This is a genomic window from Brevibacillus panacihumi, assembly GCF_003710985.1.
GTDB classification, from domain to species: domain Bacteria; phylum Bacillota; class Bacilli; order Brevibacillales; family Brevibacillaceae; genus Brevibacillus; species Brevibacillus panacihumi.
The window spans coordinates 132,845-148,005 of the sequence record NZ_RHHT01000015.1; the positions used below are offsets into that span (position 1 = coordinate 132,845).

General features: G+C 50.2%; 16 protein-coding genes and 1 riboswitch. Of the genes, 11 read left to right on the forward strand and 5 right to left on the reverse strand.

Going from position 1 to position 15,161, the window contains the following annotated elements:
• Nucleotides 1-3: 3 nt before the first annotated feature.
• A complete protein-coding gene (locus EDM58_RS08440) occupies nt 4-1,521 on the forward strand; it encodes an efflux RND transporter periplasmic adaptor subunit (protein ID WP_122912935.1) in 1,518 nt (505 codons plus the stop codon).
• Between the two features lie 75 nt (nt 1,522-1,596).
• Here the strand turns inward: EDM58_RS08440 and EDM58_RS08445 are convergent, their stop codons facing one another.
• A complete protein-coding gene (locus tag EDM58_RS08445) occupies nt 1,597-2,373 on the reverse strand; it encodes a class I SAM-dependent methyltransferase (RefSeq protein ID WP_122912936.1) in 777 nt (258 codons plus the stop codon).
• Nucleotides 2,374-2,572: 199 nt separating this feature from the next.
• Here EDM58_RS08445 and EDM58_RS08450 point away from each other — a divergent pair, with 199 nt between their 5' ends.
• On the forward strand, nt 2,573-4,597 hold the full coding sequence (locus EDM58_RS08450) for a hypothetical protein (RefSeq protein ID WP_122912937.1): 2,025 nt from the start codon (nt 2,573-2,575) through the stop codon (nt 4,595-4,597).
• Between the two features lie 68 nt (nt 4,598-4,665).
• Here EDM58_RS08450 and EDM58_RS08455 read toward each other — a convergent pair whose 3' ends face one another.
• Nucleotides 4,666-5,226, reverse strand: coding sequence for a GNAT family N-acetyltransferase (locus EDM58_RS08455; protein ID WP_122912938.1), 561 nt, complete (start codon nt 5,224-5,226; stop codon nt 4,666-4,668).
• A gap of 108 nt (nt 5,227-5,334) precedes the next feature.
• A complete protein-coding gene (locus EDM58_RS08460; RefSeq protein ID WP_122912939.1) occupies nt 5,335-6,213 on the reverse strand; it encodes a LysR family transcriptional regulator in 879 nt (292 codons plus the stop codon).
• 125 nt (nt 6,214-6,338) lie between these two features.
• Here EDM58_RS08460 and EDM58_RS08465 point away from each other — a divergent pair, with 125 nt between their 5' ends.
• From EDM58_RS08465 to EDM58_RS08490, 6 genes are all read left to right on the forward strand, one after another.
• Nucleotides 6,339-7,121 carry a SagB/ThcOx family dehydrogenase gene (locus EDM58_RS08465; RefSeq protein WP_122912940.1) on the forward strand — a complete coding sequence of 261 codons (783 nt, stop codon included), beginning with the start codon at nt 6,339-6,341 and terminating at the stop codon, nt 7,119-7,121.
• Nucleotides 7,122-7,213: 92 nt separating this feature from the next.
• Nucleotides 7,214-7,402, forward strand: a riboswitch (Lysine riboswitch).
• Between the two features lie 87 nt (nt 7,403-7,489).
• Nucleotides 7,490-8,200, forward strand: a complete 711-nt coding sequence (gene dapD / locus EDM58_RS08470) for a 2,3,4,5-tetrahydropyridine-2,6-dicarboxylate N-acetyltransferase (RefSeq protein ID WP_023557487.1) — start codon at nt 7,490-7,492, stop codon at nt 8,198-8,200.
• 14 nt (nt 8,201-8,214) lie between these two features.
• The gene (locus EDM58_RS08475; protein ID WP_122912941.1) at nt 8,215-9,423 is read left to right on the forward strand and encodes an aspartate aminotransferase family protein; all 1,209 of its coding nucleotides are present in this window, start codon (nt 8,215-8,217) and stop codon (nt 9,421-9,423) included.
• A 2-nt stretch (nt 9,424-9,425) separates the two neighbouring features.
• Nucleotides 9,426-10,586 carry an N-acetyldiaminopimelate deacetylase gene (locus EDM58_RS08480; RefSeq protein WP_122912942.1) on the forward strand — a complete coding sequence of 387 codons (1,161 nt, stop codon included), beginning with the start codon at nt 9,426-9,428 and terminating at the stop codon, nt 10,584-10,586.
• Between the two features lie 219 nt (nt 10,587-10,805).
• The gene (locus tag EDM58_RS08485; protein WP_122912943.1) at nt 10,806-11,408 is read left to right on the forward strand and encodes a hypothetical protein; all 603 of its coding nucleotides are present in this window, start codon (nt 10,806-10,808) and stop codon (nt 11,406-11,408) included.
• Nucleotides 11,409-11,522: 114 nt separating this feature from the next.
• On the forward strand, nt 11,523-11,885 hold the full coding sequence (locus EDM58_RS08490) for a DUF4912 domain-containing protein (RefSeq protein ID WP_122912944.1): 363 nt from the start codon (nt 11,523-11,525) through the stop codon (nt 11,883-11,885).
• Nucleotides 11,886-11,979: 94 nt separating this feature from the next.
• On the opposite strand, the gene EDM58_RS08495 is transcribed toward EDM58_RS08490, so the two are convergent.
• Complete coding sequence (locus EDM58_RS08495; RefSeq protein ID WP_122912945.1) at nt 11,980-12,618, reverse strand: glycoside hydrolase family 73 protein; 639 nt, start codon at nt 12,616-12,618, stop codon at nt 11,980-11,982.
• Nucleotides 12,619-12,746: 128 nt separating this feature from the next.
• Nucleotides 12,747-13,175, reverse strand: coding sequence for a DUF1885 family protein (locus tag EDM58_RS08500; protein WP_122913050.1), 429 nt, complete (start codon nt 13,173-13,175; stop codon nt 12,747-12,749).
• Between the two features lie 179 nt (nt 13,176-13,354).
• On the opposite strand from EDM58_RS08500, the gene EDM58_RS08505 reads away from it, so the two are divergent.
• The 3 genes from EDM58_RS08505 (at nt 13,355) to EDM58_RS08515 (ending at nt 15,160) form a co-directional block, all read left to right on the forward strand.
• The gene (locus tag EDM58_RS08505) at nt 13,355-13,879 is read left to right on the forward strand and encodes a MarR family winged helix-turn-helix transcriptional regulator (RefSeq protein ID WP_122912946.1); all 525 of its coding nucleotides are present in this window, start codon (nt 13,355-13,357) and stop codon (nt 13,877-13,879) included.
• Between the two features lie 115 nt (nt 13,880-13,994).
• Nucleotides 13,995-14,294 carry a DUF3055 domain-containing protein gene (locus EDM58_RS08510; RefSeq protein WP_023557479.1) on the forward strand — a complete coding sequence of 100 codons (300 nt, stop codon included), beginning with the start codon at nt 13,995-13,997 and terminating at the stop codon, nt 14,292-14,294.
• Nucleotides 14,295-14,362: 68 nt separating this feature from the next.
• Nucleotides 14,363-15,160 (forward strand): alpha/beta hydrolase, encoded by a 798-nt coding sequence (locus tag EDM58_RS08515; protein ID WP_122912947.1) that lies wholly within the window; start codon nt 14,363-14,365, stop codon nt 15,158-15,160.
• Nucleotide 15,161 lies beyond the last annotated feature (1 nt).

Consider the following 15,161-nt stretch of genomic DNA (forward strand, 5'->3'; position numbering starts at 1 on the left):
GCGATGAATAAGAAAAAGTGGATCATTACTGCGGCAATTGTGGTATTGCTGGGGGGAGGAGGCTACTTCGGATACTCTTACCTGAATGCTACCCCGTCAGCAGGGGAGGAACCAGAGATGGAACCACCTTCCTTCCCGACCGTGACAGTAGAACGGGGAGAAGTGAAAAAGACGATTTTTGCAGGCGGCACTGTCGCTGCCAAGGATCGTGAAGAAGTGAAGCCGGAAGCTGCTGGCAAGATCGAGAAATTACTGGTCAGCGAAGGGCAAACGGTGAAAAAAGGGGACACTCTATTCACGATTGACAGCACAGATGATTTGCTGAGTGTGCAAAAACAGGAGCTTGCGATTACGCGGGCCCAGAAAGAATTGAGTGAGATAAAGGATAAAAAGGACCGCATTAACGCTGACAAACCGGGGAAAGTGACCCAAGTGTTGGTAAAAGACGGGGAAACGGTGACGGAGGACACAATTGTTGCAAAGGTGCTCGATACCGACAGTCTGAAAATTGTCGGCAAATTTACCGCCTATGAAGTCGAGCAGTTCCATGTCGGCCAAAATGTAAAAGTGTTTATGACAGCCTCCCTCGTGTATTTGGATGGAACGATCACTAAAATTGATATGACAGGTTCCAAAGGCAAGTTGAGCGACGGGGCGCATGATGTGGAAGTAGTCGTAAAGAAACAAGGAGCCTTGTACCCCGGCGATAAGGGCGTAGTGCAGTATACCAATGAAAAGGGAGTGCTGTTTGCCAGCCAATCCGCTTCGGAATTTACACTTCCCGAAGAAGAGGAAATCAAAGCAGGCACAAATGGTACTGTCGATGAAGTGCTCATTGAAAAAGACGATGTGGTGAAAAAAGGACAAATGATTGTCAAGATGGACGTCACCGCAGCAGAACTCGACCTGAAAGATAAAGAGCTGTCGCTTAAGGAATCCTTGCTAGCCTTGGAGCAAAAGAAACGTGAAATCGCCAAGAAACGTGTGGAAGCGCCAATCAGCGGGGTCATCACCAAGCTGAATGTCAAGGAAGGGGAAACGATAAGCGGTGGTGAAGCAGTAGCCATCATCATGGATACCTCTTCGGTCTATTTCATGGCAGCTGTAGACGAAATCGACATTCCCGCGATTCAAGTCGGGCAGGCGGTTGAAGTCTATGTGACGGCATTCGGAAACCGTCCTTTCCAGGGGAAAGTGGTGGAAGTGCCGAAGGAAGGAACCAAAGAGGATAAGGCAGTTCGCTTCGAGGTAAAAGTGGAATTAAGCGAATCGTCCGAGATGAAGCACGGCATGACAGGCGACTGCGATATCTTTATCGAGCAGAAGGATAATGTCCTTAGACTGCCGCTCAATGCAGTCGAAGTCATGGAAGAAGGCAAAGGCAACGTCATGGTCAAAAATCCGGAAAACGGCGAGCCAATGCCAAAAGAAGTAGAGATTGGTGTAGAAGGAGCAGACTTCATCGAGATTACAGGAGGATTGCAGGAAGGCGATGAAGTCCTGATGATGGGCGGCATGTAAGGGTAGCAACATAGACAAGTATCCCCGGCCTCGCGTCCATGGAAGCGAGCCGGGGGTATTTTTTGTTTTCCTCTTTCAACTGTTCTGCTCCGGTTTGCGTGCGATGATGCGAAGACGTTTGTAGTCGACGACCCAGCCCTTGTCTGAATACAGCGAAGGGCGAACCAATTCCGTGACATGCTCGCAGATCTCTTCCTTTTCAGATGCGTCCATCCCGGCAAAGAAAGGATCGGCAAAGGAGTCGAGCCAGTGGCGAAGTCCCGAGTCGCCGTCCGGCATTTCTGTAGGACGATCGAAGTGGGAGGCAAGAGTCACACGAAAACCCTTTTGTTCCAATAGGCTGGCGTACTCCCCCAGCGAGGGAAAATACCAAGGTGACCGTTCTGCGGCGTCAATCCCTTTTTGGGCTAATACAGTATGCAAGGCGTCGACAACGAGACGGCAATTGTCTTTTCCGCCCATTTCGGCAACGAACCTGCCGCCCGGAAGCAAAGCGTGCCAGATGCTATGTACGACTTCTTCCGGCCGTTTCATCCAATGAAGCGCGGCATTGGAAAAGACTGCGTGGTACGGTTGGTCAGTGCGATACGTGTGGCCGTCTGCTACCTGAAACGATAAATGCGGGTACTTTTTTTGGGCAGATGCAATCATCTCCGGTGAAAAATCAATTCCGGTCACAATCGCACCGCTACTCGCCAGTTGCTCTGTAAGATCTCCCGTACCGCAGCCGAAATCCAGGATGCGTTCTCCCGTCAGCGGCTCTAGCCATTCAATCAATCCTCTGCCATAATGAGAGACAAAGTTCATTTTTTCATCGTAAAATGCCGCGTTCCACTGTTGGGGTTGACTCATGGCGACTCCTCCTTTTCTTATTGTTGTATCAGGCTGCGTGCATATTAGTCAAATCTATAAAGATTATAAAGTGTATAGCTTTAACCTATACAAAGATGAAATGTCAGGGATTTCCTCTTCGCGAACGCAAGGAAATAATGGGAAATTGTCGAATATACAAGAAACATAATGCTGGGATACAGAAAGTGAGAGGAAGACTGTGAGAAAATGGCTTGCATCCGTGCTTCTGGTATGCCTCGCAACAGGCAGTTATTTTTCAGAAGCCACCGTCTCCCCTGTATTGGGTGCGACAAAAGCCGTGAACTCGGATCGCTCGGCGACCAAGTCGATTCAGATGCCGGTACACGAACAAATTGTATTTAACGACTATCAGGTAGTAGGCTTGAGTACCGAGGGCTGGAATTGGGTGAGGAACGATGAATTCATTTTGCCGCCGCAAACGCCATTGGACATTGATGTGATTCAAACTACATACGGCAGTGGCAAGACTCAAAATAAGATAGACGTACTTCTCGATGGTGCGGCATTGCCGGAGTTTTCGTCGGAAATGTCCGATGATGCATCCACCCTGCGCTGGGAGGTTCCCCGTTTTACGATACCTTATGAAAAGCTTCCAGCAGGTAACCATACATTAACCTTTATAGGATCTGATGGGTTGGGGGAGAAGAGTACGGTCCATATTCGCTTTCGTGTGGAGGCGCTCCATTACCCGCTGATTTATCAAGGCAGCAATCCGGTAGGGCAAACGATTCAGAGCGGTTCCCATGAAGCTATTTTTGGTAACTACGGCGCGAAGGTGTACAACTCCAATGAAACTGGTTCTTGGAAGCTGACGAACACCAAGAACAGCAGTATGATCAAAGCTGAGACAGGCAACGTCTTCTCTACGGGGGTACTCATCGCAGGCGACTACGAGCTGTCTTTTATTCCTGATGACCTTAACCAAACGCCGTGGCAAGTAGAATTGCGGGTGGGTCCTCCCATTCTATATCTCGGGACGGATGAAAATGGTCAACAGCTTGGCAACAATCAAAAAATCACAGCGGAAAAGGCACCGGGAACAGTTCAGCTATTTTCACCTGCCCCTGGACGCTGGTGGGTGGATGGCACGGGACAGACATTGGTGAGCGCTCAGCATTTCGAAGTCGTGATCCCGGAGAAGCTGGAGGGGATGACGATGTCCGTCAACTTTGAGCCGGACCAATCACTGGGGACGGAGAGATCATCCAACAGCATGATCTCGGTTCAAATACAGGTTCCAGGGTCTCCGGCCGGATGTGATGCCAGCTCCGTACGAGCCACTTTGGATGTCATGGTGCAAAACAACGAAGGTTCGTCTTTGCTAGCAGAGCGGGAAAATTTGTACCCTTCCGATATCACAGTCAAGGTATATCAGAACCCGATCCATAAAATCTGGGTAACGACAGCAGCAGACTATCTGAAGCATGGGGATGGCGCCAGTGAGGAAGGACCAGGGGTCTGGGCTGTGGACAATGTAGTCGTGGATAGCGCTTATCTCAATGGGGATCATACAGCGCTGGAATTGTCCCGCTTCAAAGAAGGCCGTCATAAAATCAACTACTACAGCAAGGCCAATCCTGAAGTAACCTGGTGCGGGTATATCCAGATCATCGAGGATTCGCCGCCCACTGCTTCTACCCCTACCTGTGATATTGGAGAAAATGGAACGGTTCCTCCTTCGACAAAGATGAAGCTCAAAGCCGAATCGGGAAAAGAGTTCGTCGATGGTGACAAAATCACAGTAGAATCCAGCGAGGATCTGGAAGCCCTGCAGTTACTGGCAGTTCATGTGGAGAATAAGGGGATGAAGAGGGTCAAACGCGAAAAAAATAAAAATGACCGTCGCTTTCTGTACGTCTCCGATTTGCAATGGGAATATGGCGTAATTCCGTTTGGTGCCAACTACGAATACGGAGCTGGTCCGATATCGTCGAATAACAAGGTCATCATTAAATATGACGATGAGATCATCAAGACGATCAAACCGAAAAGCTCGGAAGACAATGAACCGGGCGGAAGGGAAATACTCGACCTCCCTTCGATCATCGCCAAAGACGGGCGCAGCGGCGAGTACAAGGTAGAGGTATACAATACCTTGACCTACAGGACGTGCGATATTGTCTCCCGATACAACTCCTATAAAAAATATCTGGAAGACGTCGATCAAGAACAAAAACTGGTGCTGACTGTCGAGGTAAAATAACAGGGTACAGCAGGGGCTGACCGAAGAGTAGAGGAAACTACTTGAGGGTCAGCCCTTTTCCATTTCACTCATAAAGGAGGCAGTTCATCCTCGCGTGTGAGGGCGAAGATCAGATGGTCCTCCCATACTCCGTTAATCTGCAAATAACGCTTGGAAAGCCCCTCATGGCGAAAACCGTTTTTCTCCAAAACACGGATAGAAGCCAGGTTGCGCGGCATTACCCCTGCTTGTACACGATGCAGGTTTATACGAGAAGAAAAAGCATATCGGACGACCAAGCCGACGGCGGTCGAGGTATAGCCCATGCCATTATGCTTTTGGTCGAGAAAGTAACCGAGTGTCGCGTTCTGCCAAGCACCGCGTACGATGTTGGACAATGCAATGCGGCCGATCATCGTGTCGCCCTTTTGAAGAAAGATTCCGAACGCGTAGCCCCTGTCTTCCTCTGCATCCCGCTCCGCTTGCTTTAACTGCTGGATTTGTCCTTTCAAGGTAAGATGGGATGCGGGGCGAATCGGTTCAAAAGGCTGCAAAAAATCGTGGTTTCGGAGCCGTATCGAAAGCATTTCCGAAGCGTCATGCACACCAAGCGGACGCAGATACAGCCCTTTGTGTCGAAGGGATTGCATCGACGATCTCCTTTCATTCTCAGACTTGGAACGAAAGTGTACCACATCTTCCCATTCTATGTAAGTGGGAATCTGCAGTGAAAAGCTCTTCTGTCGGGATCATCAAAATCATTGATTTACTCCTATAAAGCGATCCTTCGTGTAGCTTTGACCATGCAAAATAAACTCCGCAGCCATCGGGGATACGCATTGACTGTTGCGGATGGCAATCACAAGCTCCCGGGTAATTTTCGGTCGCAGGGGAATGGAGACCACCTTTGGCAAAACCTCTGGAATATACAGCTGTGGCAATATTGTCACCCCAACCCACTCTTGGACCATGGCCAAAATCGTCGAGGCATCCCGGACTTCAAAGGTAACATTCGACTGCAGGCCGTTTTCCTGCAGCAGCTTCTTGATGCAGTCATCCTTCGGCATGATAAAGCAGTTGTTTTTGATGTGGGAAAAGCTGAGGAAAGGCTCATCCTTAAGCGGGTGCTCCTCGGGAACGAAGACCATCATCTCGTCGCTGGTCAGCGGGAAGGTGGTCATGTCTTTTTCCGGAGAGGTGGTAAAGCTCACATCGACCACGGAGCTCGTGATCCAACTATTGACCTCTTCATACTCTCCTTCAAATAGCACGATTTCCACCTGGGGAAACCGTTTGCGAAACGAACCGATCAATCCGGGCAAAATTTTGTTGGACACGCTGTGAATGGAACCGATGCGCAAGGTGCCCGTCTCTACCCCTCGGGCAGCGGAAGCTTCCTCCTTCATGCATGAAGTGAGACGCAAAATCTCGCGGGCATGCCGGAGCATCCGTTCACCAATGCTGGTCGGCGCAACCCCGTTTCGGCTTCGGTGGAAAAGGGGAACACCGAGGTCGTCCTCCAGGCTGCGAATCATTTGCGAGACGGCCGATTGGGTGAATCCCAGCGCTTCTGCCGCCCGTGTGATGTGCCGGGTTTCGGCAACGGCGATGAAGACCTGCAACTGTCCCAATGTCATAAGCTCCCCTCCAATCATTAGTGTATTCTAATGAATGTTATTATAAGGGATAATTTTACTAATAGTAATCCTTGGATTTATACTTGCCTTGATCGAGGAAAAAGATAGATCAGGAGGATGAATCGATGCACCCGGAATGGCAAAAAATCAGCAACGATTTTATTAAAGCGACATCTTACGCAATTGGCGATCTGGAGGAAGGGTGGGCTGCCAAGTACGACTTTGCCAATAGACCGCCGACGTATTTGCGATATGAGGAGGCGCTCGTTCGCATTCCTTTGGGAAAACCGGACTTTTCAGCAAGTCCTCCGCTTTGGGAGCTTCTGCAGCAACGACGTTCCCGAAGGAATTTTCTCAAAACCCCAATGACGCTGAACGAGCTGAACGTCTTGCTGTGGGCAACACAAGGGATTACGGCCGATATGGGCGACTACCAGATTCGCACCGTCTCATCAGCAGGAGCACTCTATCCGATTGAGACGTTCATGCTGATCAACAATGTGGAGGGACTGGCAAGCGGTCTCTACCACCTCGATGTGGAGCAATGGTGCCTGGAGGGTCTGAAGCTGGAGGACGTTACCGAAATCGCCTATCGGTTTACGGAGAATCAGGAAATGACACGCAGAAGCGCAGTCAACTTCGTCTGGACGGCGGTTGTGGAACGCACCCGCTCCAAATACAAGGAGCGAGCTTACCGGTATATCTGGTGGGATGTGGGACATGTTGCCCAGAACCTGCACATTGCGGCCAATGCGCTCGGCCTTGGCGTGTGCACCATCGGTCATTGGTTTGACAAAGAAATGAACGAGTATCTTGGCATCGACGGCACTGAGCACCTGTCAGTGCTGATGGCGTCTGTAGGAAAAGTGGAGGGGAAAGACTGGCTGCATGACCGCCGTCCAAGTTAATGAGTAAAAAAGAGGAACAGTGTGACAAGCAATGAGAAAGCAGTTGCCACCAGCAGACGAATTTGGTAGAGTTAAATGAAATTCAATAATCGAATCTAAATAGAGGTGCGCTGAAGATGAGTAGATCTTTTCGAAAACTGCCAGGGGGCGGGAAAAGAAGGAAAGGCTGATGCGCCGAAGCTTTTGCCACACCCCTTTAGCGGCAGAGGCTGGGATTGACGTGAATAACCAAAATCCTGTCATCTAAGGCCTTGTGCCTTTTGTGGAGTGCTATTTACGATTTGCTTGCGAGAAATCAAAGGCAATGAGATAGCGCATGCACTCATTGCTTTTTTTACATGCTTTCTAACTAAAGGAGGATTTACCTAATGAACATGATGAATGCCCATGAAATTATCGCGTTTATTCAGAAAAGCGAAAAGAAAACACCTGTGAAGCTCTACATAAAGGGTGATCTCGCAGGAATCGACTTCGGCTCCAACTCCAAGTCTTTTATTACCGGCAATACCGGAGTCGTGTTTGGCGAATGGAAAGACATCGAGCCTGTATTGACACAGCATGCGGATAAAATCGAGGATTACGTGGTAGAAAACGACCGTCGCAACTCCGCTATTCCCTTGTTGGACATGAAAGGAATCCAAGCCCGCATCGAACCGGGCGCGATCATCCGCGATCAAGTAACCATCGGAAACAACGCCGTCATCATGATGGGCGCTTCGATCAATATTGGAGCAGTGATTGGGGAAGGAACGATGATCGACATGAACGCGGTGGTAGGCGGCCGCGGTACGATTGGCAAGAATTGCCACGTAGGAGCGGGTGCAGTCATCGCGGGGGTTGTGGAACCGCCATCGGCAACTCCAGTGATTGTAGAAGATGACGTACTAATCGGTGCCAATGCGGTCATCCTGGAAGGGGTTCGCGTAGGAAAAGGCTCCGTAGTAGCTGCAGGCGCCATCGTGATTGACGATGTGCCACCGAATACTGTAGTGGCGGGAACTCCGGCGCGCGTAATCAAGCAGATCGACGACAAGACCCGTTCCAAAACCGAAATCATGCAAGAGCTGCGTCAGCTCTAAGGGAGAGACGACACATGGACTGGCGTTCGCTCGATGAACAGTACATCATCTCGACCTACAAACGCTTACCGATTGCTATAGCCAAAGGATCAGGAAATTACCTGTACGACACGGAAGGAAAAAGCTACCTGGATCTCTTTACGGGTCTTGCAGTCAATGTCCTCGGACATTCTCATCCAAAGATCGTCCAGGCCTTGCGTGAACAAGGCGAACAATTTCTGCACATCTCCAACGTCTTTCTCAATCAGCCGGCGATTCGATTGGCCCAAAGACTCGTAGAGAGAACGATACCCGGAAAGGTCTTCTTTTCCAATTCCGGTGCAGAGGCGACTGAGGCGGCGATCAAGCTGATCCATAAGTGGACGAAGGCGCAAGGAGCCGGCCGTGAAGGAATTGTCGTCCTGCGCAACAGCTTTCACGGGCGTACGCTCGGGGCGGTCCGCCTGACCCGCCAACCGAATGTCTACCAGGACTTTCCGCAGCCGACCTTTCCTGTCTTTGAATTGGAGGTGGAGGATGCAGCAGGTCTGCGTGCCCTCTGCCAAGAAGCCAAGCCTGCTGCGGTGTTGATGGAGCCAGTCCTTGGTTCAGGTGGGGTCATTCCGCTCTCTGACGATTTCTTGCGAGAGGTGGAGGCGATTTGCCGCGAGGAAGGCATGCTGCTCTGCATGGATGAAATTCAGACCGGAATGGGCAGGACGGGCAAGCTGTTTGCTTACCAGCACGCGGGGGTGACGCCTGATCTGATCTTGTTCGCCAAAGGGGTCGGGGGCGGTCTGCCGTTGGGCGGATTGATTGCAGGGACCCAACTGATGGATCTGTTCAAACCTGGCGATCACGGGTCCACGTTTGCTCCATCTCCTCTGTCGGCAGCATTGGGCAATGCTGTCATGGACGAATTGCTCAACCCGTCGTTCGACGCCCAGCTCCAAGAGGTGATTCAATACCTCTGGAATGGACTGGAAAGCTTGCGCGAGCGTTTGCCGCAGCAGCTTCAGGCTTTGCGGGGAAAAGGGATGATGGTGGGGATTCCGCTCACGGCAACTCCGGAAGAAGCAAGCCGCTTGCAGCAAAATCTTCTGGATGAAGGCATCCTGGTCGACGTTACACAGAAGACCGTTGTGCGCCTCCTGCCGCCGCTGACCTTGACCACGAAGGATGTAGACTTCTTCCTTGCCGTATTCAGCCGCCAGCTGAAGGCACTTTCCAGCGAGGAGGAGTAAGCATGAGCAAAACTGCATTTGTCCAGATACGCCGGGATCTTCACCAGATCCCGGAACCCGGCTTCGGGGAAGTGAAGACACAGCGTTATCTGCTTGACTATCTGGAACGTCTCCCGCAGGAACGCATCCAGATCAAAACCTGGCGCACCGGGATTCTCGTCCGTTTGAGCGGGACGAATCCCAAGCGGACGATTGCCTGGCGTACGGATATGGACGGCTTGCCGATGGTCGAGGAGACGACCTATCCGTTTCGTTCGGTGCACGAAGGCTTTATGCACGCATGCGGCCACGACATGCATATGGCGATTGCTCTCGGCCTGTTGACCCATTTTGTGCAGGAACCGATCGCGGATGATCTGTTGTTTGTCTTCCAGCCCGCAGAAGAAGGACCTGGCGGAGCACTGCCGATGATGCAAAGCGAGGAGTTCGACGCCTGGAGGCCGGATTGCATTTTCGCCCTCCATATCGCACCAGAATATCCGGTTGGGCAAATCGCGACGAAGCCAGGCATTTTGTTTGCCAATACGTCCGAATTGTTTATCGATCTGTATGGCACAGGAGGTCATGCTGCCTATCCGCACAAGACCAACGACATGGTGGTAGCAGCCAGTCATCTGGTGACGCAACTGCAATCCATCGTAGCTCGCAATATCGATCCATTGGATTCTGCAGTCATCACAGTCGGCAAAATTGTCGGAGGCACGAAGCAAAATATCATTGCAGAAAAAGCGCGACTGGAAGGAACGATCCGCACCTTTTCGATGGAATCCATGCAGCGCGTAAAAAGCCGGATCGAAGCACAAGTGAGAGGGATCGAGGCAGGATTTGAATGCCGTGCCGAGATTGATTACGGCTGCGGGTATTGCCAGGTTTTCAATGAGGAAAATCTGACTGCTGCCTTCATGGAATGGGTTCGAGAGGCATGTCCAGACGTGGAGCTGATTCAATGCCAGGAAGCGATGACGGGTGAGGACTTCGGCTATTTTCTATCCGAGATACCGGGATTCCTGTTCTGGCTGGGCGTCAACACCCCATATGGCCTGCACCATGCCAAAATTGAGCCGGATGAAGGGGCGATCGAAGTCGCGATCAGTCTGGTGTCACGCTATTTCACCTGGCTTTCGACCCAACCGGTTGAAAGCGATCAAGGAGCTACTCGTTAAGGGTAGCTCTTTTCGTTTTGTCAAGGGTATGTAGACTTATTCACAAATTTCTGTGAATAAGTCTTTCGTTCTGCTTTCCAAATGTTGTGGATACTGTGGATATTGTTGAAAAAAATTGCGAACCTGGCACAACTATTTGCCTGGTTGAGCGTCTAACTTTTTGGGAAACAAATTCGGAATAATCCGCGCAGTTGCGCACACATATTGGAGGATTGTGGAATGAAAAAAAGATGGTTATCAGCCCTGGTGGTATTGGCGGTAGCAGGCGTTGGCAGCGTTGGCAGCACCGCTTTGGGAGAAGGGGATATGCGCGTTTTCCTGGGTGGTGAGCGAGTCGCTACTAACTTGCCGGCATCATCTGCGGAACCGTTGGAAGAGGTTATCAACAGCATGGGCGGTTTCGTTGATTATGACGAGCATACCGGAAAAATGGAAATTATCAAGCCAAACGTGAATATACTGGTACTCGAAGGAATCCAGCAGACGCGCAATAAAACGATCGTGTTCAGCAATCCGGTGAAAGGCTACAGCGACAAGGACGTTCCGCGCACCTTCAACGTCTTTGTAGAAGTGGACGAAGCGCCGGTAGCGAAGGATCTGCGCATGCGTGTCGAGTTGATTGCCCCGGACGGAAAGACAGTTGATCGCGGCAAAGAGTGGAAGTACTCGACTCAAAACGCGAACAGCTTCTATTTCTCGGAGCCTTTCGTTTCGACCAAGCTGGATAAATACGGAACCTACAAGGTGCAAGTGCTCATGAAGTACGACCATGCCAAGGACTATATCGTGGTAGGCGAAAACACGTTTACAGTCGGAAGATAAAGAATATTGCCTGGATGCGTTTTCACAAAACTTGTTTTCATGGTATAATAGCTGGTAAAAGCTAAATATTCGTCCAAAAAGCAAGTACATGATAGAAAGGAACGATGGGAGCAGATGGAGACAAATCCCGCGCGGTCATCCACAGATATAGACGGCCCGAGTATTCGCATTGCCTGGAAAGATGAGCATTCGATTCAGGCAATATGGAGCATGACGAAGGAGTTCGAGGAGGATATAGCTCGAAAATTCGCGATTCCTTTTGCCGAACTGCCATTCGTCTTACGCCTGTTCGATCTGACTGACCGCCAAGAGATACGTGAGGACGGCAGTGACCTTTACACTGATTTTGATATCAACCACCAATCTTCGGAATGGATTCTCTACGGCGTCACGCAAGGCTTATCCTATTGTGTCGACTTAGGGATCCGCATGGTGGACGGAAGGTTCTACTCGCTGTCGAGATCTCAAATGATTTGATCAACGTGCTCAAACCAAAACAAGGCTCCGCTGTCTTTTGCGGAGCCTTCGTTGCACCTTCCTGATAAGAGGCCCTCTTTTGCTGGGTCTCTTTTTATTTCTTTTCGTTGTTTCTCAATAGATCCAGCATTCGCAACGTAACGGCAAATACAGCCCACACCGGCATCGGCTCATCCAGTTTGCTCAGCCATTCCGGGGATGTGATCAAACCTTCTGACAGGGCACGTTTGCCCAGATCCATTTTCCATGGCGGGTAAGGAATGGTTTCCTCGGGAGCGAACTGGTCATACCGTTTCAGGTCGTAGGTCTTGATCAGGTTCGTCAATTTTTCGGCGTATTGGGGATCGGTGGCATAACCGGCTTTCTCCAGCTCGATAGCGGCCTGTTCGGGGGTTTTGGCGGTCAGGACCTGCGCGTACTTGGGTTGCAATAAAAATTGGGCGTGATCATCGAAGGACTGCTGGAAGTTGTAGTACGCTTTGAAAGCGGAGGTTCGATCCACCGTTTTCCCATTTTCCACCTCTTTGCTCACGATCGTCACGGAGCCTGCGGGGCCGACCCCTTTGATTCCGAACAAATTATAGGAGGGACGCCCTGACTGAGGATCGACCGGGATCTTTTTTCCCCAGCCGGTTTCGAGGATAGCCTGGGCAATCGTTATAGACGGGAACAAGTGAGTCGTTAGATAGGACAGGCGTGCGGGACCAGACACCTGATCAATGAAGGACTGCATGCAACCACCTCTTTCTGAAATGGGTACGGTCTTGCTTTACTATCCTATGAGGAAAGAAAAGGGGGCGGAATGGAGGTACAAGCGGAAAAAAGAAAACAACCGCTGCATGGCGGTTGCTTGGGAAAACATCAAGGTTTTCGTGGCTGAAAATACTGAACGCGACGATTAAAGAGGTGAAGCTCTCCTTTATAATCACGAGCCAGGTAGCGGCAGAATTCATTCGCTTTGCCTTTGTCGCCGTGGGTTGCAGACTCAGGCAGGGATACCTGAACGTACTGCCGTTCTTTCCCGTTCTCTACTTTCGAGCCGACGCCGACGACGATCGCTTTATACATATTGGGATCTTTCCCTTTCAACAAAAACCAAGAGCCTTTGCCTTCAGGTCGCTCTTCCAGTTCATAGGGAAACGCAGAGTCGGCATAGGACCAACCGAGCTGCTCGCCGGTTTTTTTGGTCATTTCGATGTATCGTTTAAATTTTGCTTTAACATCCTCAAGATCAGCATGAGTGGCTGTCGAGCCCTCTACGAAATAAATGTAAGCGGATTGCAGGTTCACGATTGCCATCACTCCTCGAACGTGGGAATACTTTGTTTAGTGTAGCATTGCTTCCACTCTTTGGCAATCTACCAAATGTGAGTTAAAACAATTGCGCGTCTTTTCTGAAAAGTGTAAAATATAACTATTATTTATATCCGTATACATTAGCAAGATATTGGATCATGGAGGAATAAGCCATGCAGGAGGTCTCAATCCGTAATGTTTTTGAAGCGTTGAACACGATGCGCGCCATCGATGTGGTCAACAAGGAAGACTGGGAGAAAGCTGCCAAGGAAGCGGAACTCGACTCCTCCGTGCAGTTGAACATTCTCTGGATCATCTATTGTTATGAGGGCGTCCGTGTCACCCAGATCGCCGAGTGGACCTTTTGGCATCCGTCATCGATCGTCATCCATATTAAGAAATTGATGGACAAAGGAATGGTGTTGATCGAAAAGTCGGAGCTGGATGGTCGGGTGGTTCATGTCTATCCTACCGAAAAGGGAAAAGAAGTGATTGAAGCTAGCCGCCGGAGTGTTCCTTCTATTTTTCGCCTGACGTATGCCCTGGAGAAAATGGAGGAACGATACAGTACAGCGGTAGTAGAACTGTTCTTCGAGTGTTTGTCATTTCTTGCCCAATCCTTGCACGGTTCGGAGAAAGTCCGTTGGATCCAGGAAGGGGAAGATCGCATTCCCAATCAACGCCACTTGATCAGTTAGGAATTAGGGGGTGGAAAAAAAGGGTAATTGCATTATACTTATAAATACATCAAATGGGATTGCAGGAAACAGTTCCCCGCTTTGATGGAAAACTTCAGACGAGGAGGGATTGCTAATGGAGCATTTCGACCACTTGTATGACGAATCAGAAAATGCGAAGGTACGTTTTCTCGGATTCGCCTCAGAGGGAAGTCGGCATGACTTCGGGATTGTCTACACTCACAAGTTTTACGGGAAGCCACTGGTCATCTGTATGCAAACCGGGCAATCGACACTCCTTTGTTCGGAGGATGCGGTGAATCCAGGTTATCTGCAAAAGATTTTTCGCCTCGATTCTGCGAGCGAAGCCGAAGCCCTCGCTCAGTTTTTCCAAGAATATTTACCTACGATTTCCTTTGAAGACAACCAGTATTAGGTAGCGAGCAGAAGTTTTTCTTCTGCTCGTTTGTTTTATTTGCTGACCCAGGGGAGAGGAAAAATGATATGTACAAACATAAATGGCCTGCAGCAAATCCAGTAGCGGCAGTCGTCCTGGTGCACGGTACCGGAGAACATCACGGGAGGTATGCGCATGTTGCCCGCTACTTGAATGAACGTGGTTGGGATGTGTACACGGGCGATTTGCCGGGATACGGGCAATCGCCGGGGAAAAGGGGACATATCGACTCGTTCTCCCAGTACATCGAAACGGTACATCAATGGACAAAGGAAGCGGTAGAACAGTCGGATGGCCGGCCGGTCTATCTTATGGGGCATAGCCTGGGAGGATTGATCGTCACAAGATATGTCCAAACACAAGCAACCGCCTCAAAACTTAGTGGAATCATTCTGACTTCACCGTGCTTGGAGCTTGTGCTGAAAGTACCCGAGTGGAAAAAAAGATTAGCCAAGGTGTTGGACCGGATCTGGCCGTCACTTGCCTTGTCTAATGGCATATCGCCGGACATGGTCTCACGAGATGCGGAGGTGCAGGATCTATACAAGCGGGACCCCCTCAACTGTCACAAGGTAAGTGTCCGGTGGTTTGAGGAACTGCATCGAGCCATGGGACAGGCTTGGGAGGAGGCAAACAAGCTTGATTTTCCCATCCTGATCCTGCAGGCGGGAGACGATCTTTTGGTGGATGCTCGGGCTGTCGAGCGATTTGCAGACCGTATCCAAGCTGAAAAAGAGTTCCATCTCTTCCCGCATCTTCGTCATGAAGTGCTGAATGAACCCGAAAAAGAGCAAGTGTTGGAGAGAATCGTTCAATGGATGGAGAAAAACGGATCAGATGCGTGAA